The sequence below is a fragment of the Thermomonospora echinospora genome, from assembly GCF_900108175.1.
Lineage (GTDB): Bacteria > Actinomycetota > Actinomycetes > Streptosporangiales > Streptosporangiaceae > Thermomonospora > Thermomonospora echinospora.
In genome coordinates, this window is sequence record NZ_FNVO01000002.1 from 92,007 (window position 1) to 118,578 (window position 26,572).

The 26,572-nt window shown below is 71.9% G+C and carries 23 protein-coding genes; 19 read left to right on the forward strand and 4 right to left on the reverse strand.

Going from position 1 to position 26,572, the window contains the following annotated elements; translation table 11 throughout:
• Position 1 precedes the first annotated feature (1 nt).
• From treS to C4U03_RS04615, 9 genes are all read left to right on the forward strand, one after another.
• Complete coding sequence (gene treS / locus C4U03_RS04575) at positions 2 to 1,888, forward strand: maltose alpha-D-glucosyltransferase (RefSeq protein ID WP_407701410.1); 1,887 nt, start codon at positions 2 to 4, stop codon at positions 1,886 to 1,888.
• A gap of 3 nt (positions 1,889 to 1,891) precedes the next feature.
• Positions 1,892 to 3,310: a maltokinase N-terminal cap-like domain-containing protein gene (locus C4U03_RS04580; RefSeq protein ID WP_103936388.1), complete on the forward strand. Its 1,419-nt coding sequence runs from the start codon at positions 1,892 to 1,894 to the stop codon at positions 3,308 to 3,310.
• Positions 3,311 to 3,603: 293 nt separating this feature from the next.
• Entirely contained in the window at positions 3,604 to 4,317 is a 714-nt protein-coding gene (locus C4U03_RS04585; RefSeq protein ID WP_235017640.1) for a glycosyltransferase family 2 protein, read from the forward strand.
• Positions 4,318 to 4,328: 11 nt separating this feature from the next.
• Positions 4,329 to 5,420 (forward strand): GNAT family N-acetyltransferase, encoded by a 1,092-nt coding sequence (locus tag C4U03_RS04590; RefSeq protein WP_103936390.1) that lies wholly within the window; start codon positions 4,329 to 4,331, stop codon positions 5,418 to 5,420.
• Positions 5,417 to 6,436, forward strand: a complete 1,020-nt coding sequence (locus C4U03_RS04595) for a glycosyltransferase family 2 protein (protein WP_103936391.1) — start codon at positions 5,417 to 5,419, stop codon at positions 6,434 to 6,436. The genes C4U03_RS04590 and C4U03_RS04595 overlap by 4 nt, the downstream gene beginning before the upstream one ends.
• Complete coding sequence (locus C4U03_RS04600) at positions 6,433 to 7,218, forward strand: polysaccharide deacetylase family protein (protein WP_103936392.1); 786 nt, start codon at positions 6,433 to 6,435, stop codon at positions 7,216 to 7,218. The genes C4U03_RS04595 and C4U03_RS04600 overlap by 4 nt, the downstream gene beginning before the upstream one ends.
• Before the next feature lie 50 nt (positions 7,219 to 7,268).
• Complete coding sequence (locus tag C4U03_RS04605; RefSeq protein WP_146087255.1) at positions 7,269 to 8,573, forward strand: polysaccharide biosynthesis protein; 1,305 nt, start codon at positions 7,269 to 7,271, stop codon at positions 8,571 to 8,573.
• Complete coding sequence (locus C4U03_RS04610; RefSeq protein WP_103936394.1) at positions 8,573 to 10,681, forward strand: hypothetical protein; 2,109 nt, start codon at positions 8,573 to 8,575, stop codon at positions 10,679 to 10,681. The genes C4U03_RS04605 and C4U03_RS04610 overlap by 1 nt, the downstream gene beginning before the upstream one ends.
• On the forward strand, positions 10,681 to 11,070 hold the full coding sequence (locus C4U03_RS04615; protein WP_103936395.1) for a hypothetical protein: 390 nt from the start codon (positions 10,681 to 10,683) through the stop codon (positions 11,068 to 11,070). The genes C4U03_RS04610 and C4U03_RS04615 overlap by 1 nt, the downstream gene beginning before the upstream one ends.
• Positions 11,071 to 11,081: 11 nt before the next feature.
• Here the strand turns inward: C4U03_RS04615 and C4U03_RS04620 are convergent, their stop codons facing one another.
• The 3 genes from C4U03_RS04620 to C4U03_RS04630 form a co-directional block, all read right to left on the reverse strand.
• Entirely contained in the window at positions 11,082 to 11,555 is a 474-nt protein-coding gene (locus C4U03_RS04620) for a type II toxin-antitoxin system VapC family toxin (RefSeq protein ID WP_103936396.1), read from the reverse strand.
• Positions 11,545 to 11,814: a type II toxin-antitoxin system Phd/YefM family antitoxin gene (locus tag C4U03_RS04625; RefSeq protein ID WP_103936397.1), complete on the reverse strand. Its 270-nt coding sequence runs from the start codon at positions 11,812 to 11,814 to the stop codon at positions 11,545 to 11,547. Before C4U03_RS04625 ends, C4U03_RS04620 begins: the two co-directional genes overlap by 11 nt.
• 129 nt (positions 11,815 to 11,943) lie before the next feature.
• Positions 11,944 to 12,699 carry a GntR family transcriptional regulator gene (locus tag C4U03_RS04630; RefSeq protein ID WP_103936398.1) on the reverse strand — a complete coding sequence of 252 codons (756 nt, stop codon included), beginning with the start codon at positions 12,697 to 12,699 and terminating at the stop codon, positions 11,944 to 11,946.
• Between the two features lie 125 nt (positions 12,700 to 12,824).
• On the opposite strand from C4U03_RS04630, the gene C4U03_RS04635 reads away from it, so the two are divergent.
• The 5 genes from C4U03_RS04635 to glgB all read left to right on the forward strand — a co-directional run bounded on the left by C4U03_RS04635 (position 12,825) and on the right by glgB (position 19,510).
• Entirely contained in the window at positions 12,825 to 13,043 is a 219-nt protein-coding gene (locus C4U03_RS04635) for a hypothetical protein (protein WP_103936399.1), read from the forward strand.
• A gap of 419 nt (positions 13,044 to 13,462) precedes the next feature.
• Positions 13,463 to 14,689 carry a cytochrome P450 gene (locus tag C4U03_RS04640; protein ID WP_407701411.1) on the forward strand — a complete coding sequence of 409 codons (1,227 nt, stop codon included), beginning with the start codon at positions 13,463 to 13,465 and terminating at the stop codon, positions 14,687 to 14,689.
• 8 nt (positions 14,690 to 14,697) lie between these two features.
• On the forward strand, positions 14,698 to 16,080 hold the full coding sequence (locus tag C4U03_RS04645) for a GH39 family glycosyl hydrolase (protein ID WP_103936401.1): 1,383 nt from the start codon (positions 14,698 to 14,700) through the stop codon (positions 16,078 to 16,080).
• 10 nt (positions 16,081 to 16,090) lie between these two features.
• On the forward strand, positions 16,091 to 17,194 hold the full coding sequence (locus C4U03_RS04650) for a GNAT family N-acetyltransferase (RefSeq protein ID WP_103936402.1): 1,104 nt from the start codon (positions 16,091 to 16,093) through the stop codon (positions 17,192 to 17,194).
• A gap of 129 nt (positions 17,195 to 17,323) precedes the next feature.
• Entirely contained in the window at positions 17,324 to 19,510 is a 2,187-nt protein-coding gene (gene glgB / locus C4U03_RS04655) for a 1,4-alpha-glucan branching protein GlgB (protein ID WP_103936403.1), read from the forward strand.
• Here glgB and C4U03_RS04660 read toward each other — a convergent pair.
• Positions 19,507 to 20,376 carry an NUDIX hydrolase gene (locus C4U03_RS04660; protein ID WP_103936404.1) on the reverse strand — a complete coding sequence of 290 codons (870 nt, stop codon included), beginning with the start codon at positions 20,374 to 20,376 and terminating at the stop codon, positions 19,507 to 19,509. The two genes, glgB and C4U03_RS04660, sit on opposite strands and share 4 nt — an antisense overlap.
• Before the next feature lie 84 nt (positions 20,377 to 20,460).
• On the opposite strand from C4U03_RS04660, the gene C4U03_RS04665 reads away from it, so the two are divergent.
• The 5 genes from C4U03_RS04665 (at position 20,461) to C4U03_RS04685 (ending at position 26,497) form a co-directional block, all read left to right on the forward strand.
• Complete coding sequence (locus C4U03_RS04665; RefSeq protein WP_103936405.1) at positions 20,461 to 21,939, forward strand: serine/threonine protein kinase; 1,479 nt, start codon at positions 20,461 to 20,463, stop codon at positions 21,937 to 21,939.
• Positions 21,940 to 22,037: 98 nt separating this feature from the next.
• Positions 22,038 to 23,609, forward strand: a complete 1,572-nt coding sequence (locus C4U03_RS04670; protein WP_103936406.1) for a serine/threonine-protein kinase — start codon at positions 22,038 to 22,040, stop codon at positions 23,607 to 23,609.
• A 159-nt stretch (positions 23,610 to 23,768) separates the two neighbouring features.
• A complete protein-coding gene (locus C4U03_RS04675) occupies positions 23,769 to 24,236 on the forward strand; it encodes a PaaI family thioesterase (protein ID WP_103936920.1) in 468 nt (155 codons plus the stop codon).
• A 48-nt stretch (positions 24,237 to 24,284) separates the two neighbouring features.
• Positions 24,285 to 26,000, forward strand: a complete 1,716-nt coding sequence (gene sppA, locus C4U03_RS04680) for a signal peptide peptidase SppA (RefSeq protein WP_103936407.1) — start codon at positions 24,285 to 24,287, stop codon at positions 25,998 to 26,000.
• On the forward strand, positions 25,985 to 26,497 hold the full coding sequence (locus tag C4U03_RS04685; RefSeq protein ID WP_235017642.1) for a flavin reductase family protein: 513 nt from the start codon (positions 25,985 to 25,987) through the stop codon (positions 26,495 to 26,497). The genes sppA and C4U03_RS04685 overlap by 16 nt, the downstream gene beginning before the upstream one ends.
• Positions 26,498 to 26,572: the final 75 nt, after the last annotated feature.

The window sequence follows — 26,572 nt, forward strand, 5'->3', positions numbered from 1 at the left end:
GATGCCGGAGGAGCGCAGCGACCTGGACGAGCAGATCCAGGACAGTACAGCGCACGCCGCCGAGACCTTCGGCGACGTGCCGTCCGACGCGGTGCAGTTGGCCGGGGAGCCGATCCCCGACACCTTCACCCACGACAAGCCCCGCGACCCGTACTGGTACAAGCACGCCGTCTTCTACGAGGTGCTGATCCGGGGGTTCACCGACTCCAACGAGGACGGCACCGGCGACCTGCGCGGCCTGATCCAGCGGCTGGACTACCTGCAGTGGCTGGGCATCGACTGCATCTGGCTGCTGCCGATCTACGCCTCGCCGCTGCGCGACGGCGGCTACGACATCAGCGACTACACCCGGATCCTGCCGGAGTTCGGCGACCTGGGCGACTTCGTGGAACTGATCGACGAGGCGCACCGGCGGGGCATCCGGGTCATCGCCGACCTGGTGATGAACCACACCAGCGACCAGCATCCCTGGTTCCAGGCGTCGCGGTCCGACCCGGAGGGGCCGTACGGCGACTTCTACATGTGGTCCGACACCGACGACAAGTACTCCGACGCGCGGATCATCTTCGTCGACACCGAGGCCTCCAACTGGACCTACGACCCGGTGCGCGGCCAGTACTACTGGCACCGCTTCTTCTCCCACCAGCCGGACCTGAACTACGACAACCCGGCGGTGCAGGAGGCGATGCTGGAGGTGCTGCGGTTCTGGCTGGACCTGGGCATCGACGGGTTCCGGCTGGACGCGGTGCCGTACCTGTACGCCCGTGAGGGCACCAACTGCGAGAACCTGCCCGAGACCCACGCCTACCTCAAGCGGGTGCGGGCCGAGGTCGACCGGCTCTACCCCGACCGGGTGCTGCTGGCCGAGGCCAACCAGTGGCCCGCCGACGTGGTGGAGTACTTCGGCGACCCGGCCACCGGCGGCGACGAGTGCCACATGGCGTTCCACTTCCCGGTGATGCCGCGGATCTTCATGGCGGTGCGGCGCGAGCAGCGCTACCCCATCTCGGAGATCATGGCGCAGACCCCCAAGATTCCCGAGCACTGCCAGTGGGGCATCTTCCTGCGCAACCACGACGAGCTGACGCTCGAGATGGTCACCGACGAAGAGCGCGACTACATGTACACCGAGTACGCCAAGGATCCCCGGATGAAGGCCAACATCGGGATCCGCCGCCGGCTGGCCCCGCTGCTGGACAACGACCGCAACCAGCTGGAGCTGTTCACCGCGCTGCTGCTGTCGCTGCCGGGCTCCCCGGTGATCTACTACGGCGACGAGATCGGCATGGGCGACAACATCTGGCTGGGCGACCGCGACGGGGTGCGCACCCCGATGCAGTGGACCCCGGACCGCAACGCCGGCTTCTCCCGGTGCGACCCGGCCCGGCTCTACCTGCCGCTGATCATGGACCCGATCTACGGGTACCAGGCGGTCAACGTGGAGGCCCAGCAGAAGAACTCCGGCTCGCTGCTGCACTGGACGCGGAAGATGATCGAGATCCGCAAGCGGCATCCGGTGTTCGGGCTGGGCACCTACGTGGAGCTGCCCGCCTCCAACCCCAGCGTCCTGGCGTTCGTACGCGAGTACGGCGACGACCGGGTGCTGTGCGTCAACAACCTGTCCCGTTTCCCGCAGCCCGTGGAGCTGGACCTGCGCCGCTTCGAGGGCTCCACTCCGGTGGAGTGCATGGGCGGGGTGCAGTTCCCGGCGATCGGCGAGCTGCCCTACCTGCTCACCCTGCCGGGTCACGGCTTCTACTGGTTCGTCCTGCCGCCCCCGGTGACGCCGCCGGGCGAGCAGGCCGTCGAGCCGGAGGTCCCGGCGCACCCTGTCCGCGAGCGGCCCGACCCCCCGACGACCCCCCATGAAGGAGACGAGGTGAGGTGATCCGTGCGGCCGCCCGACCGCTCGATCGAACAGGCCCTGATCGGCTGGCTTCCCCGGCAGCGCTGGTTCGCGGGGAAGGGCAGAGCGATCACCGGGGTCGAGATCGTCACCGGCACCGACATGACGGGGCCGGCCGAGGACGGTCCGCAGTTGCGGCATGCCCTCGTCGAGGTACGGCAGGATGGGGTGCGCGACCTTTACCAGCTGCTGCTGGGGTTCCGCGCCCGGCTGCCGGACCGGCTGCGGTACGCCGAGATCCTGGCGCTGGACGGGATGCACGTCTACGACGCCGCGCACGACCCGCAGTTGACCGCAGTGCTGCTGGAGTGCCTGGCCGAGCAGATGGATCTGGGACCGCTGAGCTTCCGCCGGGCGCCGGGGGCGGTGATCGAGACCGGACTGGTCTCGCTGGCGGGCACCGCCGAGCAGAGCAACACCTCGCTGGTGTTCGGCGACGCCTACATCTACAAGATGTTCCGCCGGATCACGCCCGGCGTGAACCCGGACCTGGAGCTGAACCTGGCGCTGTCGGAGCGGGGCTGCCGGCACATCCCCCGGCTGTACGGCTGGGCGGAGATGACCGTCCCCGGCGAGGGCGAGGGCGGCGAGCAGCGGGCCACGGTGGGGATGCTCTCGGAGTTCCTGCGCACCGCCTCCGACGGCTGGCAGTTGGCCACCACCAGTGTCCGGGACCTGTACGGCAGCGACTCGGACCTGCCCGCCGACCAGGCGGGGGGCGACTTCGCGGCCGAGGCCGAGCGGCTCGGCACGGCGACCGCCTCGGTGCACCGCGACCTGGCCGAGGCGTTCGGGGTCCGCGAGGTCCCGGCGCAGGCGCTGCGGGCCGTCGCCGCCAGGATGACCGAGCAACTGGACACGGCCTGCGCCGAGGTCCCGGAGCTGGCGGCGTACGCCGAGTCGATCAGGTCGGTCTACAAGGACCTGGCCGAGCTGGGACGGCCCGTCCCGGTGCAGCGGATTCACGGCGACTATCACCTGGGCCAGGTGATGCGCACCGATCGGGGGTGGGTGTTGCTGGACTTCGAGGGCGAACCGGCCCGCACGCTGGCCGAGCGGCAGGCCCCGGCACATCCCCTGCGGGATGTGGCGGGAATGTTGCGCTCCTTCGAGTACGCGGCGCGCTTCCTGCTCGCCGGGCACCATGAGCCGGCCGCCGCGCGGGGCGAGGACGCCGGGACGACCGGGCTGCTGGAGTCCCGGGCCCGCGAGTGGGCCGACCACAACCGCGGCGCCTTCTGCCGCGGGTACGCGGAGGGCGGCGGTCCCGATCCGGACGCCCACCGCGTGCTGTTGCGCGCGTTCGAACTCGACAAGGCGGTGTACGAGGTGCGTTACGAAGCCCATAACCGGCCGACGTGGCTGCACGTTCCGCTGGGGTCGCTGCCTTATCTGACCACCTGATCCACGGCTTTTCTGAACCCCCCCTTTGCAGTGTTGTTCCAACCCTTGCCTGGTGACCGGCACCAGGCACGTATCCAGCCCTGCCTCACATAAGGGAGTGTTCAGTGCGCACCACCGAAACATCGCCGCAGCAGCCGTCCAACGGGACAAGCCTCCCCCAGGCTCCGGGGAGTCCCGAGGCCCACCACCCCGTGGTGGGCCACCCCGCCGGCCCCCGGAGCGCTCCCGCGCCCGGTCAGCGCCACCCGTTGGAGCTGACCGGCCGGCGCGTTCAGTGGCCCACGGTCACCGCCGTGATCCCGACCCTCAACGAGGCCGACAACCTGCGCTGGCTCATGCCGCGGCTGACCGCGGTGGACGAGGTCGTCATCGTGGACGGCCAGTCCACCGACGGCACCGTCGAGGTGGTGCTGGCCGTCCGGCCGGACGCGAAGATCATCGTTGAGCCGCCGGCCGGCAAGGGCGCGGCGATGCGCGCCGGGATGGCCGCGGCGACCGGCGACCTGCTCATCATGCTGGACGCCGACGGCAGCATGGACCCGGCCGAGTTCGACTCGTTCCTGGCCCTGCTGTGCCGGGGGTTCGACTTCGTCAAGGGCACCCGGTACGGCTGCGGGGGCGGCTCGGACGATCTGACCGGGCTGCGCAGCGTCGGCAACCGGGTGCTCACCCGCCTGGCCAACGTGTTGTACGGCCAGAACTGGTCGGACCTGTGCTACGGCTATGTCGCGCTGCGGCGCGCCGCCGTGCCGCGGCTGTGCCTGGAGTCGACCGGGTTCGAGATCGAGACCGAGATGTGCGTGAACGCGGTCCGCGCCGGACTGCGGATCGCCGAGGTGCCCAGCCACGAGACCGAGCGCCGGTTCGGCGAGTCCAACCTCAACACCTTCCGGGACGGCTGGCGGGTGCTGCGCACGATGGTCCGGCTGCGTTTCGGGGGGCCGCTGGAACGCCCCGCCGAGCCCGCCCCCGCCGAGCCGCTGCCGGCGCTGAGCACCGCGGAGTGAGGGCCGGACCGTTGAAGATCACCGTGATCCGCCCGGCCGAGCTCGGCGCGTCCGAGATCGCCCGCTGGCGGGAGATCCAGCAGACCGACCCCGAGCTCGGCAATCCGTTCCTGGCCCCGGAGTTCACCTTAGGCGTCGCCCGGTTCCGCCCGCGGGTGCGGGTGGCGGTCGTCGAGGAGGGCGACAAGGTCACCGCGTTCTTCCCCTACGAGCGGGGCCGCGCGGGGATCGGCCATCCGGTGGGGTTCGGGCTGACCGACCTGCAGGGCATCATCGCCCCGCCCGACCTGGAGCTGGACGCCCGGCGGCTGCTGAAGGAGTGCCGGCTCGGCGTCTGGGACTTCAACCACCTGCTGGCCCACCAGTCCGCCTTCGCCCCGTTCCACACGGTGCGCCGGGTGGAGCCGGTCATGGACCTGAGGGACGGCTTCGAGGCGTTCATCACCGAGGCGCGCAACGCCGCGCCCAAGACCCACAAGACCGTCCGCTACAAGGAGCGCAAGCTCGCCCGCGAGGTCGGCGAGATCGGCTACGTCTTCGACTGCCGGGACGAGGCCGAGCTGACCCGGCTGATGGCCTGGAAGTCCGACCAGTACAACCGGACCGGCCGCACCGACCGGTTCGCCCGGCCGTGGATCGTGGAACTGGTGCGGCACTTCCACCGGACCGGCTTCGGCGTGCTCAGCATCCTGTACGCGGGGCAGCGGCCGGTGTCGGCGCACTTCGGGCTGCGCGACGGGGCGGTGATGGCGGGCTGGTTCCCCGCCTACGACACCCGGTTCGCCAAGTACTCGCCCGGCATGATCGGGCATCTGCGGCTGGCGCAGGGCTGCGCCGAGGCCGGCATCACCGAGATCGCGATGGGCCGCGGCGGCAAGGAGTTCAAGGAGGGGCTCAAGGGCCGCGAGATCCCGATCGCCGAGGGGCGGGTGGCTCTGCCGCTGTCACGCCACGGCGGGGGTGCCGCGCTGCACTGGGTGCGCACCGCCCCGCTGAACCGGGCGCGCACCGCCGCCCTCGGCAACCGCAGGCTGTACGACCTCGCGGACCGGGCGTTGCGGACCTACGCCCGGCTGCGCCCGGCCCGGACGGGGCGAATGTGAACATCTCGGTCGTCATCTGCGCCTACACCGAGCGGCGGTGGGACGATGTGCACGCCGCGGTGGCATCGGTGCGCGCCCAGCGGCACCGGCCGTACGAGATCATCCTGGTCGTCGACCACAACCCGGACCTGCTGCAACGGCTGGCCGCCTCGCTGCCCGAGGTGACCGTGGTGGCCAACGCCGAGCGGCGCGGGCTGTCGGGCGGCAAGAACACCGGCGTCGCGGTGGCCCGCGGGGACGTGGTGGCGTTCCTGGACGACGACGCGGTGGCCGCGCCCGGCTGGCTGGCCGCGTTCGCCAAGCACTACGACGATCCGGCCGTCGCCGGGGTCGGGGGCCGCACCCTGGCGCTGTGGCCGGGCTCGCCCTCCTCCGCCGAACTGCGGTACGGGCACCGACTGCTGGAGGGCGGCGAGCCCGCCGAGGCCGGGCGGCGGCCCGCCTGGTTCCCCGAGGAGTTCGACTGGACGGTCGGCTGCACCTACCGGGGGATGGTCCCGGGGCCGATCCGCAACCTGATGGGCGGCAACGCCTCGTTCCGGCGGGAGGTGTTCGCGGTGGCCGGCGGGTTCGCCGACGGCATCGGCCGCAGTCACCACCGGCGGCCGCTGGGCTGCGAGGAGACCGAGTTCTGCATCCGGTTACGGCAGCGCAGCCCGCGCTCGGAACTGGTGTACGACGAGGAGGCCGTGATCTGGCACCGGGTCCCGGCCGAGCGGGCCCGCTTCGCCTACTTCCGGGAGCGCTGCTACGCCGAGGGGCTGTCGAAGGCCCTGGTCACCCGGAGCGTCGGCACCGGGGACGGGCTGGCCAGCGAACGCGCCCATGCGCTGCGGACCCTGCCGCGCGGGGTCGCCCGGGGACTGCGGGCGGCGGTGCGCGGCGACGCCGCCGGGCTCGGGCGGGCCGCCGCCATCACGGTCGGGCTGGCCTGGACCGTCTGGGGCTACGGGGTCGGGTCGGCGTCCGGCGTGCGCCGTTCCGAGGAGCCGGCCATGGTGGGGGCACAGCGGTGAGCCGTCCTCGGGTGCCGGTGCTGATGTACCACTCGGTCAACGCGCGTCCGCTGCGGGCCACCAGGCGGCTGGCGGTGGATCCGGGCGCCTTCGCCGACCAGATGGCGCTGCTGGCGGACCGCGGCTTCACGCCCGTTCCCGTCTCGACGCTGGCCGACCGTCCCGGGCGGCTGCCCGCCAGGCCGGTAGTGATCACCTTCGACGACGGGTACGCCGACTTTCATGAGCGGGCGCTGCCGGTGCTGGATGGGCTGGGTTTCGCCGCGACGGTCTTCGTCACGACCGGCTGGCTGGCCGACGCCGGGACACAGGCGGCCGGTGCGCCGCTGGACCGGATGCTGTCGTGGCCGCAGGTCCGGGAGGCGGCCGCGCACGGGATCGAGATCGGTGGCCACAGCCACAGTCACCCGCAGCTCGACCAGCTTCCCGACGCGGCCCTGGACGACGAGCTGACCAGGAACAAGGGCCTGTTAGAGGACCGGCTGGACCGTCCGGTCACCACGATGGCCTACCCCTACGGCTACTCCAGCGCCCGGGTGCGGCGCGCCGCCGCCCGCGCGGGTTACACCTCCGCGTGCGCGGTCGCCAACCGGCTGCCCCGTGACGAGCACGTGCTCGCCCTGCCCCGGCTGACCGTGCGCCAGGGCATGGATCTCGGGACCTTCGCGAGACTGGTCGAAGGCGATGGGGTGCTGCGCACCTACGCGTTCGACCGCGTGCTGACCAAGGGGTACGCGGTCGTGCGCAGGCTGCGGTACGCGGTCCGGCAGGCGGGGTCATGAGGGCGGTGGCACGGGCCGGCCTGAAAGGCGGGCGGAACCCCGTCCAGGCCGTGATCAGCGGAGTCCGCGGCGACATGGCCGACCCGCTGTTCCGCAACGCCTACGCGCTGGTCGCCAACGGGGCGTTCACCGGAATGCTGGGGCTGGCCTACTGGACGCTGGGCGCGCTGCTCTACCACGACGATCCCGCGGCCGTCGGCCGCAACTGGGCCACCATCCAGGCGATCATGTTCGTCGGTGGCGTGACCATGCTCAACTTCCTGCTGATCAGGTTCGTCCCGCAGACCGCCGGCGGGACCGGGCGGCTGGTGCTGGCCTGCTACGGGATTGGCGCGGCGGCCGCCCTGCTGCTGGCGCTGGCCTTCCTGCTGGTGGTGCCGTCACGAGCGCCCGTGTACGGGCATCTGGACGGCTGGACCGCGGGCACGTGGTTCCTGCTGCTGGCGGTGGGGTGGAATCTGTTCAACCAGCAGGAGGCGGTGTTCACCGGGCTGCGGCACGCCACCTGGGTGCCGGTGGTCAACCTGACGTTCGGGGTGGCCAAGCTGGCGCTGCTGGCGCTGCTGGCGCTGACGCTGCATCCCCAGAACGGGATCGTGCTGTCGTGGTTCGTCCCGATGCTGGTGGCGCTGGTGCCGGTCAACGCGTTCCTGTTCGGGCGGCTGATCCCCCGGCACCGCGAGCGCGGCCACGGCCGCGGCGACCGGACCACCTGCCGGGAGATCGTGCGCTACTTCGGCGGCGGCTACCTCGGCGGCATCTTCCAGTACGCCTCGATCAGCCTGATTCCGGTGGTGGTGACGTCGCGCCTGCACGACGACGCGCTCAACGCTTACTTCCAAATGGCCTGGGCGTTGGGCATGATGCTCGAACTGCTGGCGATGACCCTGTCGCTGTCGCTGACCGTGGAGGGGGCGTTCGACCCGTCGGCGCTGGCCGCCTCCACCCGGGCCGCGCTGCGGCGCACGTTCATGCTCATGCTTCCTGCGGTGGTGCTGGCCGTGGTGGCCTGCCCGGTCGCGCTGAAGCTGCTGGGGCCCGGGTACGCCGCGCAGGGGGCACCGCTGCTGCAGTTGCTGGCCATCGCCGTCCTGCCCAAGGCGGTGATCGAACTGTACGTGGGCGTGCTGCGGGTGCGGTCGCAGACCCGGCTGATCGCGACCGTCCAGGGCGTCCGGCTCCTGGGGGTGCTCGCGCTGGTGCCGTTGCTGTTCCACGGAACCCGTCTGACGACGATCGGGATGGTCGTGCTCGGAGTGAACTTGATGGTCGCCGTCGCGATCCTGCCGGCCCTGCGCCGTGCCTGCGCCCCGGGCGCGTCCGGCGCACCGGTGATGGCGGGGGGCGGTACGTGATGACGGTCCTGCGCGAGAAGACCGCGGGCCCGGGCACCGAGGAGCAGGGGGCCGAGACGTTCCCCGCCCCTCGGCCGTCCGCTCCCGCCCGCCGGGCCGAACTGGTCCTGGCGATCTGCTTCACGGCAGGTCTGGCCCTGTACTGGGTGCCGCTGCGCGGGGTGAACCTGGACGCGATGAGCGGTTACGGGCTCATCTCCGTGCTCCCCGTGGCCACTTTCGTCGGCGCCGCCACCCTGGTGCTGACGTTCTTCGGCACCCTGGCGCTCGGCAGGCCGCGGCGGACGCTGCTCGGCTTACAGCTCGTGGCGCTGGTGCTCGCCCTGCACGGGCTCGCTCCGGCGCTGGAGGCGATGGCCCGTCCGCCGACGGCCTGGCAGCACCTGGGGATCGTCGAGTACATCACCCGTACCGGCGAGCCCCACGTCATGCTGGATGCCCGCTACAGCTGGCCGGCGTTCTTCGCCGCGGTCGGCTTCATCACCCGGGCCGCCGGCATCGAGGACATCGAACCGTTCATGCACTGGTCTCCGGTGGGGCTGGAGCTGCTCTACCTGGGGGCCTACTACCTGATCCTGCGGGCGATGTGGGCCCACTGGCGGGCCAAGTGGACGGCCGCCTGGCTGCTGGTGGCCGCCGACTGGGTGGGACAGGACTACTTCGCGCCGCAGGGCTTCGGATACCTGCTGTATCTGGTGTTCCTGGGCATCCTGCTCAACTGGTTCATGCCCGCCCGCGATGAGGAGACCCGCAATCCCCTGCTGCGCCTGTGGCCACCGCGCCTGGCGGGCCTGACGCCGGGCGAACGGCTGCTGATGGGGCAGCCAGGGCCGGGCGAGCGGACGGCGGTGTTCGCGATCCTGCTGGGCATCGTGGCGGTCACGCTGGCCGCCCACCAGCTCACCCCGTTCATCATGCTGTTCACCGCCACCGCCCTGGTGCTAGTGGGGCGCTGCACCCTGCGGTGGCTGCCGCTCCTGATGGTCGTGCTGACCGCCGCCTGGATGAGCTACATGACCAAGGCGTACTGGGAGGGCCAGGGTGACAGCCTGTTCTCGGGCATCGGCAACCTCTTCGAGACCTTGGGGTCGAGCGTCAGCGGGCGGATCACCGAGAGCAGCGCGCAACTGGCGCTGGTCCAGCAGACCCGCATCCTGATCGCCGTGGCGGTCGTGCTGCTGGCCGTCCTGGGCCTGTGCCGACGGTGGCGCCAGCGGTTCGACGACCGGGTGGCGGTAGTGCTGCTGTGCGTGCCGTTCCTGTCCATCGGGCTGCAGAACTACGGCGGTGAGATCACCCTGCGGGTCTACCTGTTCATCCTGCCGGGCGCCTGCCTGCTCGCCGCCTACCTGTTCTTCCCGCGCGCGTTCACCGTCGCCCGCCCGTTCCGCGCCGTGGCGGCCGCCGCCGTGTGCGGCCTGCTGGTCGCCGGATCGTTCTTGTTCGTCCGGTTCGGCAACGAGACCTACGAACGGGTCCGCCCCGGCGAGGTGCAGGCCTTCCGGGAGATGCTGCGGCTGTCCCCCGAAGGCCGCATCAGCCTGGTGTGGCAGATCGGCCGAAAGGGCCCCATGGGCTCGTTCCCGCAGGCGCCGTGGGGGATGGCCGCCCAGGAACGCTGGGACTACGTCGAGCTGGAGGCCACCCGCGAGCCGGAGAACATCAAGCCGATCGTGGACGCCCTCAAGGTCCGGCCGGGCAGCTACTTCCTCACCACCCGGAGCAACGAGGCCCTCAACCACTATGTGCTGGGCCTCCCGGCGGACCACGGGCCTCGCCTGGTCAGGGCGCTGCGCGCCGCGCCCGAGCTGAAGCCCGTCCTGTTGCACGAGGACGCGGCCGTCTTCACCCTGCGCAAGCCGACGGCCGGCACTCCGCCGAAGGTGACCCGGCCCCTGCCGTTCACCGTGGGCAAGACGCCCTGGACCCCGGTGGGGGTCCTGGCCACCGTCCTGCTCGTCGCGCTGCTGGCCACCCGGGAGATCGCCCGCCTGCACGGCCGGGACCGCCTTCCGGTGCCGCGCGGCTTCGGCTACGTCGTCTGGCCCCTGTTCGCCCTGAGCGTCTTCGTCGTCCTCGAACGCTTCCACACGTTGGGATCGGGCTGATGCCGTCCACCCGCATGCTCCTCGTCGGCGCGGCCGCGGCCGCGGGCCTGGCCGGAGCCGTCCTCACCGTCCTCGGCGCCGCCTCCTCGCCCGCGGGCCTGCTGACGCTGTTCTTCCTGCTCACCGGCCCCGCCCTGGCCACCTGGCCGCTACTGGCCCGGCTCACTCCGGCGGCCCGCGCGATCGTGTCCGGCACAATGACGTTCGTCGTCAACACCACGGTGGCCCAGGTGATGCTGTCCCTGGACCTGTGGTCACCCCGCGGCGGCGTCGCCGCCGTCCTGGCGATCTGCCTCCTCCTGGTCGCCCTGGACGTCGCCCTCACCCACCGCGCCACCGGCCGCCCCACCCCACCCGCCGAGGAGGACGACTGGCTCTTCCAGCCCTGACCCGGCCTTTGTCAGGGACGGCCGGAACCCCCGTGCAGCACCTGCGGACGGGTGACGGGGACGATGGTCGCCAGTTCCTCCAACCCGCGGTAGTCGTCCGGATTGGTGGTGAACAACGGCAGTCCCTCGGCGATGGCCACCGAAGCGATCATCAGATCGACGGCTCTACGACGCGGCTTGCGGCCGGCGGCGATCACTCCCGCCGTCACACTGCCATAGATCCTGGCCGCCTCGGCGCCGAAGGGGATCGGATCGAACTCGTTCTCGGCCCGCTGGAGCACGTCGAGCCGCCGCGCCCGCTCGGCGTGCTCCTCATAGTCGGCCTGTTCGTCGTTGCGGCGGACCTCGTGCGGCCCGGCCGACAGCTCGGCGAGCGTGATGGCGCTGATCGCCATCTCATCGGGGAGTTCCGCGGGATCGATCCACCGACGCAAGATCACGATGTTGGTGTCGAGCAATCCCTGAGCATGACGGTCAGCGCTCATAGGGATCCGCCGTCTCGTAGTCGGCCGTGGCCTCCTGGTCGGCACGGAAGGCGTCCAGGTCGATCGTCGGCGCGTTACGGGACATGGCGGCGAACTCCTCGCGCGGAACGAACCGGCGCCGCCGACGCAGCGGAACCAGCTCCGCGATCTGATGCCCGTCGCGGGTGACGGTGAACGCCTGTCCATTCTCGACGGCGTCCATGATCTCCTTGGACCTGTTACGGAGATCGCGCTGAGTGATCTCTGGTCGCGCGGCCATGTTCCCAGTATCCCCTCCAGCGTGCTACGGAGTGGCACATCGTGCCATCCCGGGCGAGGTGACCGGTCCCGGCCACGGTTGCGGCCAGGGCGGATGATCATGGCGTGACGGTCCGGCGCCGGGGCCGGGTCACAGGTCGATGGAGTAGTCGAGGGTGACGCGGTCGGCGGGGATGACGATGTCGCGGCAGACCTCGTAGGGGCGGTCGCCGGAGAACATGCGGCGGGTGATGGTCAGGACGGGGACGCCGGCGGTGATGCGCAGGGTCTCGACCTCCTCGGGGGTGGGCATGCGGGCCTGGACGGACTCCTCGACGCGGGTGACGGGGCGGCCCAGGGAGGCGAGCTGGGCGGGGGTGCCGCCGGGCCAGGGCTCGCGGGCGGGGTCGGCGACCGGGGTGCCCTCGACCAGGGACCAGGGCAGGTAGCTGACGGAGATCTGCTGGGGCTCGCCGCGGGAGTGGAAGACGAAGCGGCGGCGCAGCAGCTCGGTGCCTGCGGGCAGTTCGAACAGCGACGCCAGGTGGGGGTCGGCGCGGACGCGGGTGAAGGTCTTGTCGAGGCGGTACTCGTTCCAGCCGATGCGCTGGTCGCGGGTGAACGAGGTGGCGGGGGCGGCCGCCGGGGGGTCGTTGCGGTAGCGGGACATGGCGAGGCGGCGGGCGGCGGGGCGGACCCGCACGACGGTCCCGCCGCCGCGCCGGGTCTCCACCAGTCCCTCGCCGCGCAGCAGGGCGACGGCCTGGCGGACGACGATCTCCGAGACGCCGTGGGTCTGACAGAGCCGGGCGAGGGTGGGCAGCCGCGAGCCGGGCGGGTAGTCGCCCCGGCGGATCTGTTCGCGCAGTTCACCGGCTATCCGGAGGTAGGCCGGGCGGTCCTGCACCAGGGCTCCACCTCCGATCCGGCGCTATCCCCCTGGGGACGGTCCTCTTACGGACAGCTTGACGCCTGCATGCCGTCCCCTCACATTTGTATACAGAAATGATTCTTTGCGGAAGGACGTCCTGGATGGGGGACTTCGAGGACCTCAAGGCTGCGATTGAGGAGGAGTTCCCCGGGTGGCTCGTCTGGCGCAGCGACGCGGGCCGCTGGTACGCGACCCGGAGCGGCGACCTCACCGACGCCCAGCTCCAGGCGGGATACGCGATGACGGTGGCGGCCGACGACTCGTCCGGGCTGCGGGAACTGCTGGTGGAGCAGGCCCGCCGGAGCCTGGAGGAGGGCTGACCGGCCGGGCCCGGCCGGTCCGATCCGGGCGTGGGGGCGGATCGGGCCACCGGTGCCACCGGTGCCACCGGGACGATAGATACCGGTTTCACCAGGGTTATGCAGGAGTACGGCTGCGGCAATCCGGGTGACCTGAGCCGTGGCCGCACGGACCCGCGTCGGCGCGACCCCTCACCGCGGTCCGTGCGGTCACGTTCCATTGCTCGGTAAGGATTTTCTCACGGTGGAGTTATGCCGGGGAAACGGTCCGAGCACCTTCTCCATGAAGGGCGTTCCAACCGGTATAGCCCCGCGCGCGATCCCCGCCGGGCGCCATGGCGGGGACTAACGTGACCGCAGGTTCGGCCGTCCCTGACCTGCGACCCGTTGGAGAAAGCGTGGCCCTGCATCCCGCCGTCGCCGATATCGACCTGGTGAGCATGTCCTTCTGGGACCGCCCGGAAAAAGAGCGTCTCGCCGATTTCGCCCGGCTCCGGGAGATGGGCGCCCCGGTGTTCTTTCCCGAGCCCCGCATCCCTTTCGTGCGCGGCGGCCAGGGTTTCCACGCGCTGGTCCGGCACGCCGACGTGGTGGCCGCCAGCCGGGACGCCGGGACCTTCAGCAGCGAGCCGGCGGCGACCTCGCCCGAGCCGCCGCCCTGGCTGGCGGTGCTGTTGGGCACCCCGATGATCAACATGGACGATCCGCGGCACGTGCGGCTGCGCCGGATCGTCTCGCGGGCGTTCAGCCCCCGGATGCTGGCCAGGATCGAGGCCGACGTCCAGGCCACCGCCACCCGCATCGTCGACGAGGTGCTCGCCGAGGGCCCCCGCGACTTCGTCGGGCAGGTGGCCGCGCGGCTGCCCATCAACGTCATCTGCGCGATGATGGGCATCCCCGAGCGGACCCGCCCGTACGTGCTGCGGCGGATCGACGCCATGACCGAGTACGCCGGGGTGCGCGGCTCGCTGACCAGCCCGCGGACGCTGCGGCTGCTGGCCGGCAACCTGCGGGCGATCGCGGACCTGCACCGGCTGGTGGCCAGGCTCGGCCGGGCCCGCCGCGAGCGGCCCACCGGCGACCTGGTGTCCGCGCTGGTGAACGCGAACGTCGACGGTGAGCGGCTGACGGTGCGGGAGCTGGGGTCCTTCTTCGACCTGCTGCTGGTGGCCGGCAACGAGACCACCCGCAACGCCCTGGCGCACGGGCTGCGGCTGCTGACCGAGAACCCGGGCCAGCGCGAGCTGCTGCTGGCCGACTTCGACGGCCGGATCGGCGGGGCGATCGAGGAGATCGTCCGCTATGTCTCGCCCATCATCCAGTTCCGCCGCACCCTCACCAGGGACCACGTGCTCAACGGACACCCGTTCCAGGCCGGCGACAAGGTGGTGCTGTTCTACCTGGCGGCCAACCACGATCCCGAGGCCTTCGCCGACCCGGACGCCTTCGACATCACCCGCAGCCCCAACCCGCACGTGGGGTTCGGCGGGCCCGGCCCCCACCTGTGCCTGGGGGCGAACCTGGCGCGGATGGAGCTGCGGATCATGTTCCGGGAGCTGTTCGACCGGCTGCCGGGGCTGCGCACGGTCGGCGAGCCCGTTCCGCTGCGGTCCAGTTTCGACAACGGCGTCAAGAGCCAGCCCTTCACGTTCTCGCTCCCGAGCTGAGGATCTCCATGAACCCCGTCGGACACCACAGGCCCGCCCCCGCCCCGCCGCCGCCCGGCCGGCTCCGGCCGAGGCGGTGGCTCGCCGCCGTCGCCTTCCTCGCGCTCCTCGCCCTGGCCGGGACGGTCGCCTACGTGCTGCTGCGCGAGGACAGGCCGGTGCGGGTGCCGCCCAAGGAGATCGGCAAGATCGGCGCCCCCTACGGCGCGCCCTGGACGGTCTGGGGCTTCACCCACACCGACCGCAGCGCCGACGTCGGCCCCGCCAGCGCCCGGGTGGCCCGGGCCCTGGACGACCGGCCGATGATCCAGAACCAGCACATCATGGGCTGGGGCGCCTACAACCCCGAGCCGGTGCCGGGGCGCTACGACTTCACCGCCCTGGATCGCCGGATGGACTACATCCGGCGGACCGGCGGCACCCCCGTCATCACGCTGTGCTGCGCGCCCGACTGGATGAAGGGCGGCCGGCCCGGCGACACCGACTGGCGCAAGCTGGAGGTCGCCCCGCTGCCGCAGCACTACGACGACTTCGCCCGGCTGGCCGCCACCGTGGCGCGCCGCTACCCGTACGTGCGGCACTTCGCGGTCTGGAACGAGCTCAAGGGCTTCTACGACCGCAGGAACGGCCGCTGGAACCACGAGGGCTACACCCAGCTCTACAACCAGGTCTACGACGCCCTCAAGGCGGTCAACCCCGCCATCCACGTCGGCGGGCCGTACGTCCCCATGTACAGCCATGTGGGCGGCACGGGGTCGGCGCTGCGCGGCGAGTGGGGCAGCGTGGACCAGATCGCGCTGGACGCGGTGGAGTACTGGCTGGCCCACAAGCGCGGCGCGGACTTCGTCACCGTGGACGGGCCGACCGCCAGCGACGACAGGGACGTCCACCCCGACGAGGTCACCGCGCTGGACAAGTTCGTGGCGATCAACAAGTGGCTGCGGGCCAGGACCGACCTGCCGATTTGGTGGAACGAGTACTACATCGAGCCCCACGGCGACCCGTGGTCGGAGGACAAACGGGCCGCCATGCACGCGGCCGCGCTGATCGACTATGCCCGGGCGGGCGTGTCCACGGTGCTGTACTGGAACCGGATCCCCCTGGACGGCGACCGCACCTGCAAGGGCTGTCTGTGGGTCACCACGTCGGTGCGGGACGGCGGCACCCCGGGCCGGATGCTGGGCGTGCTCCAGTCGTTCGCCCAGTGGTTCCCGGCCGGGACGCCGATGATCGACGTGCGGGCCTCCTCCCGCCGGGTCCGGGTGCTCGCCCAGCCGCGCAAGATCGTGGCGGTCAACACCTCCGGCCATCAGGTGCACACCCACGTCGGCGACACCGAGATCACCCTTGCTCCGTACGAGGTCCGCTGGCTGGACCGGAACTCACGCTGAGGCAGATCCGATGCACATCACCGTTATCCGTCCCCACGAGCTGGGGAACACCGAACTGGCCGCCTGGCGCGCGATGCAGGCCGCCCGGCCGCGGCTGGCCAACCCGTTCATGTCCCCCGGCTGGGCGCTGGCCGTCGACCGGGTGCTCGGCGGCGGAGCGCGGCGGGGCGCCCGGGTCGCGGTCCTGGAGGACGGCCCCGACCTGGTGGGCTTCTTCCCGTTCGAGCTGACCGGGCGCGGGACCGGCATGGCCATCGGCGGCTGGCTGTCGCTGGGCCAGGGGATCGTGCACGCGCCCGACCTGGACCGGCTGGACGCCCGCGAGTTGCTGCGCGGCTGCGGGCTGGGCGTGTGGGAGTACGGGACGCTGGTCGAGGGCCAGCCGTGGTTCGAGCCCTGCACCACCAAGACCCTCAGCACGGTGATCATGGACTTGAGCGGCGGCTTCGACGGCTACGGCAAGACGCTCAAGGAGCGGGGCTCCAAGCTGCTCGCCAAGACCCGCACCAAGGAGCGCAAGCTGGGCCGTGAGGTCGGCGAGGTGACGTTCGACTTCGACGTGCGCGGCACCGCGGCGCTCGACCTGGTGCGGCAGTGGAAGTCCCAGCAGTACCAGGCCATGGGCCGCGCCGACCGCTTCGCCCGCCCCTGGGTGGTGGAGCTGACCGACCTGCTGCACGGGGTGCACGAGGACGACTTCGGCGGCTGCCTGTCCATGCTGTACGTGGGCGGCAAACCGGTGGCCGGGCACTTCGGCCTGCGCAGCAGGCACACGCTGTCCGCCTGGTTCCCGGTGTACGACCCGGAGTACGCCAGGTACTCCCCCGGGATCATCCTGCATCTGCACATGGCCGAGGAGGCCGCCAAGGCGGGCATCCAGGAGCTGGACCTGGGGCCCAGCGCCGGCTGGCCCTACAAGCGCGAGCTCAGGAGCCACGAGATCCTGGTGGGCGAGGGCGTGGTGCGCCGCCCCTCCCTCAGCGCCGCCGCGCACTGGGCCCGGCACGCCCCCGTCGCCCGCGCACGCCGCGTCGTCCTGGAGAACAAGCGCCTGTACGGGCTGGCCGACCGCGCCATGCGCCGGTACGGCTCCTACCGCACCCGGTCCAGATGACGACCTGATCCGCCGGATACCCGGCCGAAAAGGTTTTGCCAATCCTTGTGTCGAGGTGAGACGACGCCCTCACGGGGCAGGCATAGCCCTGGAGCCAGCCACGCGGAGCACAGGGAGGCCCAGATCGCCATGGCACGGGTGACGCACGAGGAGCTCGACCGGCTTGTCGGCGGGTACCACCACGATCCGCACTCCATCCTCGGCGCGCATCCCGAACGCGACGGGATCACCGTCCGGGCGCTGCGACCGCTGGCCGAGCGGGTCGAGGTGGTCCTCCCGGACAAGACACGGCATCCGTTGCGGCATGTCCACCACGGGGTGTTCGAGGGCACGCTGCCGGGCGGCCCGGACGTGCCGGACTACCGGCTGGCGGTGCGGTACGCCGACGGCCCCGAGCTGATCCAGGACGACGCTTACCGGTATCTGCCCACGGTGGGCGAGCTGGACCTGCACCTGTTCGCCGAGGGACGCCACGAGGAGCTGTGGAAGGCGCTGGGCGCGCGGGCGCGCACCTACCACTCACGGTTCGGCCCGGTCGATGGCACGGCGTTCTCGGTGTGGGCGCCGAATGCGCGCGGGGTGCGGCTCATCGGCGACTTCAACCACTGGGACGGGCGGGCGTATCCGATGCGGTCGCTGGGCTCCAGCGGCATCTGGGAGCTGTTCGTCCCCGGGCTGGGCAACGGCGCCACCTACAAGTACGAGATCCTCGGCACGGACGGGCAGTGGCGGGGCAAGGCCGACCCGATGGCGCAGTGGACCGAGCAGCCGCCGGCCACCGCGTCCCGCATCTTCGCCTCCTCCTACGAGTGGGCCGACGGCGAGTGGATGGACCGCCGCAAGGGCCGTGACTGGCTGCACGAGCCGATGAGCATTTACGAGGTCCACCTCGGCTCGTGGCGCAAGGGGCTCGGCTACCGGGAGCTGGCCGAGGAGCTCACCGCCTACGTGAAGGACATGGGATTCACCCATGTCGAGTTCCTGCCCGTCGCCGAGCACCCCTACGGCCCCTCCTGGGGCTACCAGGTCACGTCCTACTACGCGCCCAGCTCACGCTTCGGCTCCCCGGACGACTTCCGTCACCTGATCGACAAACTGCACCAGGCGGGCATCGGCGTGCTGGTCGACTGGGTGCCCGCGCACTTCCCCAAGGACGAGTGGGCGCTGGCCCGCTTCGACGGCACCGCCCTGTACGAGCACGCCGACCCGATCCGCGGCGAGCACCCCGACTGGGGGACGCTGGTGTTCAACTACGGCCGTGCCGAGGTGCGCAACTTCCTGGTGGCCAACGCGTGCTACTGGCTGGAGGAGTTCCACGTCGACGGCCTGCGCGTGGACGCCGTCGCCTCGATGCTCTACCTGGACTACTCGCGCAAGGAGGGCGAGTGGTCTCCCAACATCTACGGCGGCCGGGAGAACCTGGAGGCCATCTCCTTCCTGCAAGAGACCAACGCCACCGTCTACAAGCGCTACCCCGGCGTCATCATGGTCGCCGAGGAGTCCACCGCGTGGCCCGGCGTCACCCGCCCCACCCATCTGGGCGGCCTGGGCTTCGGATTCAAGTGGAACATGGGCTGGATGCACGACACCCTCGCCTACCTCCAGCACGACCCGGTGTTCCGGCACTACCACCACAACGAGATCACGTTCTCGCTCATCTACGCGTTCTCCGAGAACTACGTGCTGCCGCTCTCCCATGACGAGGTCGTCCACCTCAAGGGCTCGCTGCTGGGGAAGATGCCCGGCGACACCTGGAAGAAGTTCGCCGGCCTGCGCACCCTGTTCGCCTACATGTGGGCGCATCCCGGCAAGCAGTTGCTGTTCATGGGCGGTGAGTTCGGCCAGGGCGGCGAGTGGGCCGAGGAGCGTCCCCTGGACTGGTGGCTGCTGGACGACGCGGGCGAGGGCTCCGGCCACATCGGGGTCCAGAAGCTCGTCCGCGACCTCAACCGCGTCTACCAAGAGTCGCCCGCGCTGCACACCATCGACAACGAGCCCGGCGGCTTCCACTGGATCGACGCCAGCGACGCCGGCGGCAACACCCTGTCCTTCCTGCGTTATGGCTCGGACGGCTCCGTGATGGCCTGCGTGGTCAACTTCGCTGGGCAGCCCCACGAGAACTACCGGATCGGTCTGCCCCGCGCTGGCCGCTGGCGCGAGGTCCTCAACACCGACGCCTTCGAGTACGGCGGCAGCGGCGTCGGCAACATGGGCCACATCGAGGCGATCGACGAGCCCTGCCACGCCCAGCCCGCCTCGGCGACGATGCGCGTTCCCCCGCTCGGCGCCGTCTGGCTCGTCCCCGAGGAGGACTAGCCCGCGGCAAGCCGGGACAGCAGCCAGCCCGGGCCGACAGTCCGGGCGCCGGCGGCGGTGACGCGCTCACGCAGGCCCCGGTCCGCGGTGACGACCAGATACACGGTGTCGGGCTCGGGGGCGCCGACGAGGTCCACGATGGCGTCGTCGCCGCTGCCGGGGGCGGCCACCATCCGGACGCCGGGGACCTGGGTGCCGGCGACGGAACGGGCAGCACCCTCGACCACCATGACGATCTCGGGGAACGAGGTGTCATGCCCGACGACGTCTTCCGGCAGGCCGGTGACGCCTCTGGCGGCCAGGCTCGCCAGTTCGTCGCGGAGCCTGGCGGCGGCACCCGCCCGGTCGCGCCACCAGCCGTCGGCGCGCGAGCCCACCACGTTGGCAGCGTCCACCACCAGGACCAGCCTGGACATCATGGTGGCGAGCATAGGCCACGCGAGCGCGAACGGCTGGAACAGCCGCAGGCCATCGACCTTCTCCAGGGGGAGCCACAGGGCCCGGCGGGTCTCGGAGGAGGCCGGCAGCACTTCGGGCATCTGGGCGGCCGAGGCGATCACCGTGGTGTAGCTCCAGCCGCCGTGGTCGTCGACGGTCATGCCGTGCAGGCGCAGGGAGGCGGTGTCGAGCGTGCACTCCTCGGTGGTCTCGCGCAGCGCCGCGCTGACCGCGTCCTCGCCGCCGTGCCTACCGCCGCCGAACAGGCACCAGGTGAGGGCCCCGCTGCACCACCAGGCCCGCTGCTGGAGGAGGACGTGGGTGCCCTCCTCGGGATGACGGTGGAAGATCAGCATCCCGGCGGCGCCGTTACGCCCCCAGTGCTGGTGCCCCTTGGCACAGCGTGCCCAGCCGTCACCGTCTCCCATGAGGGTGACCTTAAAGGTTCGAACCGGCCGATAGCGTAGGCGCGTCGTACAAGGGGATCCGCCTGTTTCCTGGAGGACGATCACATGCCCAGCCTTCCGCTGGAGGCCGACGATCCGCGTGAGATAGGGCGTTACCGGCTGACCGGACGGCTCGGCGAGGGCGGGCAGGGCGTGGTCTACCTCGGGGAGGCGCCCGACGGCCAGCGGGTCGCGGTCAAAGTGCTGAAGGCAACCTCCGAGGCGGCGCGGGCGCGGTTCGCGCGGGAGATGGAGGCGGCCCAGCGGGTGGCCCCGTTCTGTACGGCGGCCGTACTGGAGTCCTCGGCCACCGGACGTCGCCCGTACGTGGTCAGCGAGTTCGTCGAGGGGCCGTCCCTGCTACAGCGGGTGCGGGAGCGTGGGCCGCTGCACGGCGGCGACCTGGACCGGCTGATGGTCAACACCGCCAGCGCGCTGACCGCCATCCACGGCGCCGGGATCGTGCACCGCGACCTCAAGCCCGCCAACGTGCTGCTCGGCCCGGACGGGCCCCGGGTGGTGGACTTCGGGATCGCCCGCGCGGTGGACGCCGAGACCCACACGCAGATGGTCGGCACGCCCGCCTACTTCGCGCCCGAGTGGCTGCGGGGCGAGTCGCCGACTCCCGCCTCGGACGTGTTCGCCTGGGCCGGGACGATGGTGTTCGCCGCCACCGGCCGTCCCCCGTTCGGCGGCGGCGCCAACATCCCCGCCCTGATGCACCGGATCGCCACGGAGCCGCCGGACCTGTCCGGGGTGCCCGACCGGGTGCGGGGGCTGCTGGCCGAATGCCTGGACAAGGACCCGGCGCGGCGTCCCACGGCGCGGACCCTGCTGGTGCGGCTGGCGGACCCGTCTGCGGGCAACCAGGCCCCGCCCACCGCGGGGCATCCGGTCGGCCCGGCCGTCCCCGGGCCGTTCACCCAGCCCGTGTGGCAGCACGGCCCGGCTGGGCAGGACACGGTGACCGGGCGGCCCGCCAGGGGCCGGGGACGCACCCTGGCGCTGGTCGCAGGCACCGTGGTCGTGACCGCCGTGACCGTGCTGGCGGCGGTGCTCCTGCTGTTGAACGGTCGGGGGCAGGGCGAGGATCCCGGCCGGAACGGAACCACCACACCGCCCGGCTCCGCCACGTCACCCGGCTCCACCGCGCCGTCCGACTCCGGTGCGACCGCCTCGCCACCGGCGGGCCAGAACGGCGGCGGGATCCCTGCGGCGTTCGGTGGCACCTGGAAGGGCAGGGTCGCGCAGCCCTCGGTGCTGGGCGGCGAGAGCAGCACGGACGTGACCATCACCCTGTCGGCGGGCGGCTCGCAGGGCCAGGCCGACTATCCCGGCTGGGGGTGCACCAACCGGCTCGAACTGTCGAACACCGCCGGCTCCACGGTGGAGTTCAACGAGACCGTGGTCAAGGACGATCCCAGCAACAACGGCATCTGCACTGGCGGCAGGGTCAAGCTGACGCTGGAAGGCGACCGGCTGCGCTACGAGTCGCCCAACATCCTCGGCAACGGCGTCACAACCGGGACCCTGAGCAGGGGTTGACCATTACGTTGGAAAAAGTCGTCGGCGGGGGCGGCCATCGGGCGGATGCACACCGTCGAAGGCCATGACGGCGTCGGTTGACGCGCAAGGAGGCCGCCATGCCCGTACTGCCCCTCGATGAAGGCCACGACCCCCGTGAGGTCGGCCCTTACCGCCTGCTGGGCCGGCTCGGCGAGGGCGGGCAGGGCGTGGTCTACCTGGGGGAGGCGCCCGACGGTCGGCAGGTCGCGGTCAAGACCCTCAAGCTCGACGGCCTGCCCCCCGGCGCCGACGCCGAGGCCAGGCGACGGCTGGCCAAGGAGGTCGAGGCGGCCATGCGCGTCGAGCCGTTCTGCACCGCCAGGGTGCTGGACTTCTCAGTGGAGGGGCCGCTCCCCTACGTGGTGGGCGAGTACGTGCCGGGGCCCTCGCTGTTCGAGCGGGTGGACGAGCAGGGGCCGCTGCACGAGGACGCGCTCATCCGGCTGATCATCCAGAGCGTGAGCGGGCTGACCGCCATCCACGACGCCGGGATCGTGCACCGCGACCTCAAGCCGTCCAACCTGCTGATGGGCCCGGACGGGGCGCGGGTGGTGGACTTCGGCATCGCCCGCCTGGCCGAGGCCCGCACGCGCACGGGCAGGCTCATCGGCACCCCCTCCTACTTCTCCCCCGAGCAACTGGAGGGCCGGCCGGCCACCACGGCCTCCGACGTCTTCGCCTGGGCGGGCACGATGGTGTTCGCGGCGACCGGGCGGGCGCCGTTCGGGTACGCCGACTACGACCACGAGATGCCCGCGCTGTTCCGGCGCATCCTGGAGGACGAGCCCGACCTGGGGGGCGTTCCGGAACGGGTGCTGCCGCTGCTGCGGCTGTGCCTGGACAAGGACCCCGCGAACCGGCCGGTGGCGTGGAGCATCCTGGAGTGGCTGCTCAAGCGCCCGGCCCCGCGCACGCCGACCCCGGTCCCGGCCGACCCGTTCACCGCGGACGCGTTCCGGCTGCTCGACCGGGTCGCCCCGAGCGGCCCGAGTGGCCCGCCGATCCGGCTGCCCCCGCCCGGCCCGCCGCCGGTGGGGGTGCGGACCGTTCCGCCGGCCGAGCCCGACACCGTCCCGCCCGCCGAGGGCGACCCGGTCCCTCCGATCGGGCACGAGCCCGCTCCGCTCACCGAGCGTGGGCACGTCCCCGCCGCGAACGAGCCCGGACGGCCCGTGAACGAGCCCGACCCGACCACCGGGCACGGGTCCTCCACGTCTCAGCAGGGTGGGCCCGGACGGCCGGTGAGGCGGTGGTGGCCCGTGGCGGCGGTACTCGCTCTGGTCGTGGCGGGTGCCGGCGGCTGGCTGCTGCTGGGCAGGGGCGGGGAGGCCGAGACCCGGATCCCCGAGCGGTTCGCGGGCACCTGGCAGGGACAGGTGGCCGAGAGCGACGGCTACCGCAACCGCCCGGCCACGGTGACGCTGTCACTGCCCGAGGGCGGGCGGACGGGGGCCCTGGCGGGCGGTCTGTGCGCTGGGCAGGTGGCGCTGAGCGCGCTCGGGCAGGACCGGATCACGCTGGAGTTCACCAGCGGGTCCTGCGTGAACGGGACGGTGGTGGCGACCTTGGACGGCGACCGCCTGGACTACGACCTGCGCGGCGGCGGCTCGGCCACCGGGCACGGCACGCTCGGCAGGTCCGCGACCTGACCACCGGGTCAGTGACCAAGGGCACAGTGCCCGCCGGCACACGGCCGTTTACCCTTCGGTACGACAATTCCGGACGGCCCCGATGCGTCCATGGCCGGGCACGGGGACCGGTCCGGGGCATGGGGGTCCTTCCCCACCACGACCGAGCGGGAGTGCCTGGTGAGCGTGGAATCCGAACTGGACCTGTGGAACACCCTGTCCGGGGCCGAGTTGATCAAAGCCATGGGAGAGGGCCGTTTCCCGCAGTTCACCCCCATCAACGAGCACATCGGGCAGGTGGTCTCCGAAGTCGAGCACGGCCGGGTGCGGCTCGCCTGGAGCCCCGAGGACAAGCTGTGCAACCCGGGCGGCATCGTGCACGGCGGCTACATCGCGATGATCCTCGACAACGCCGTCTGCCTGGCCGCCTCCAGCACCGGCGAGCACTTCATGCCGATGCTGACGCTGAGCCTGAACGTGGACTACGTGCGCCCGGTGCAGGCCGGCCGCCCCTACGACGTGGAGGGCGTGTGCGTGCATCCCGGCCGGACCCGGATGCTGTCCACCGCCACGATCACCGACGCCGGCGGCAGGCTCATCGCCCAGGCCACCGCCAGCGTCACCCCCAACCAGGCGTTCGCCCGCTGATCGATCGCCGGCCGGGCCGGACCCCGGAAAGCGCATAGGCTTACCGGCATGGTGGAACCCGGCAAAGTCGTCAGCATCATCACCGAGGCACGCGACCGGCGGACGGCCCCGCTGGTCCTGGAGCTCGACCTGACCGACGGGATCGTGGAGACGGCCCCGGCCGACCCGCTGTCGGCGCTGCTGTCGATGCGCCGCCCCCATCTACGCGACGTGCTGGACGGGCTGCGCCGGGCCCGGGGCGACGCACGGGTCCGCGCGCTGGTCGTCAAGGTCACCGGCTCGATCGGGCTGGCCATGGCCCAGGAGCTGCGCGGCGCGGTCGCCGCGCTGCGCGAGGCCGGCAAGCTCACCGTGGCCTGGAGCGAGACGTTCGGCGAGGGCGGGCACGGGACCGTCCCCTACTACCTGGCGTCCGCGTTCGACCGGGTCTACCTGCAGCCGACCGGCGAGGTCGGGCTGACCGGCGTGGCGCTGGAGGAGCCGTTCGTGCGCGGCGCCCTCGACAAGGCCGGGATCGAGCCGCGCTTCGCCGCCCGCCACGAGTACAAGACCATGCCCAACATGTTCGTGCAGCGGGGCTACACCCCCGAGCACCGTGAGTCCTCCCAGCGCATGGTCGACTCGATCGGCGAGCAGCTGGTCGAGGGCATCGCCGAGGCGCGCGGGCTGGCCGCCGACCGGGTCCGGGAGCTGGTCGACCGGGGGCCGCTGCTGGCCGCCGAGGCCCTGGAGGCCGGGCTGGTGGACCGGCTGGCCTACCGCGACGAGGTGTACGCCGACGTCCGCCGGGAGGTGGGCGCCCCGGACGGCAAGGTGCAGTTGCGCTACGTCGCCCGTTACAACCGCACGCACGGGCTCGCCGGGCGCCTGCCTCAGCCGGGCCGCGGCCAGGCCGTGGTGGCGCTGATCAACGGGCAGGGGCCGATCCGGCTGGGCCGCAGCGGGCGCGGCGGGCCGCTGCCCTCACAGGGCCCGGCGATGGGCTCGGACACCATCGGGGCGGCGTTCCGGGCGGCGGTCCGCGACGAGCGGGTGCGGGCCATCGTGTTCCGGGTCAACAGCCCCGGCGGCTCGGCGGTCGCCTCCGACGCCATCTGGCGGGAGGTGGTGCTGGCGGGCCGGGCCGGCAAGCCGGTGGTCGTGTCGATGGGGAACGTGGCGGCCTCCGGGGGTTACTACGTCGCGATGGCGGCCGACACCATCGTGGCCCAGCCCGGGACGGTCACCGGCTCGATCGGCGTGGTGGTCGGCAAGGCGGTGATCAACGAGCTGCTGGAGCGGGTCGGCATCGCGATGGGCAGCGTGGCCGACGGCGAGCACGCCCGCATGTTCAGCGCCACCAAGGACTTCAGCGAGTCGGAGTGGGAGCGCGTCAACGCCTCCCTGGACCGGATCTACGAGGACTTCACCGCCAAGGTCGCCGAGGGCCGCGGGCTGAGCCGCGAGCAGGTGGACGAGCTGGCCCGGGGACGGGTGTGGACCGGCGCCGACGCCCGTGCCAACGGGCTGGTCGACGAGCTGGGCGGGCTGGACCTGGCGCTGGACCTGGCCCGCAAGCGGGCCGGGCTGCCCGCCGACGCCCCGGTCCGCGGCTACCCGCACGTCACCCCGTTGGAGCGGCTGCGCCCGGCCGAGTCCAGCGAGGACCGCACGGCGGCGGCGGCCCGCTTCGACGGCTGGGGCTCGCTGGGCGGGCTGGCCGCGCGCCTGGGGCTGCCGGCCGCCGGGCCGCTGACCCTGCCGGGCACGTGGGAGATCCGCTGAGCGGCGGGCCCACGCCCGGTCCGGTCGCCGGAGAGTTCGTCGACGCGGTCGCCGGGTTCGCCACCGGCGTGGTGGTGCTGACCGTACGGGACGGACGCGACGACCTGGGCACCACCATCACCTCGTTCGTGTCGGTGTCGCTGGAGCCGCCGATGGTGCTGGTGGGCGTGGCGTCGGCGTCCTACCTGGCCGAGGTGCTGGGGCGGCGGGACCGCTGGGCCGTCACCGTGCTGAGCGCCGCCCAGCGGGCGCTGGCGGGCCGGTTCGCGGCGGCGGGCCGGCCGAGCGCGCGCCTGCTGCTGGCGAGCCGGCCGCATCATCGCGGCCCCTTGTCGGACGCGCTGGTCCCCGAGGAGGGGATGGCGGCGCTGGAGTGCGAGACCCGGCGGCGCGTCACGGCCGGCGACCATCTGCTCGTGGTGGCCGAGGTGCTGGCGGTGGACTACGTACACGGTGGCCGCAGCCCATTGATCAGAGTGGGTCGCCGTTATCTGTGATCGGACATCACGGACGTCCCGTTAGGCATTCACAACGTAATCATTATCTCCGGTACTGGTAGATCGTCCTTTACT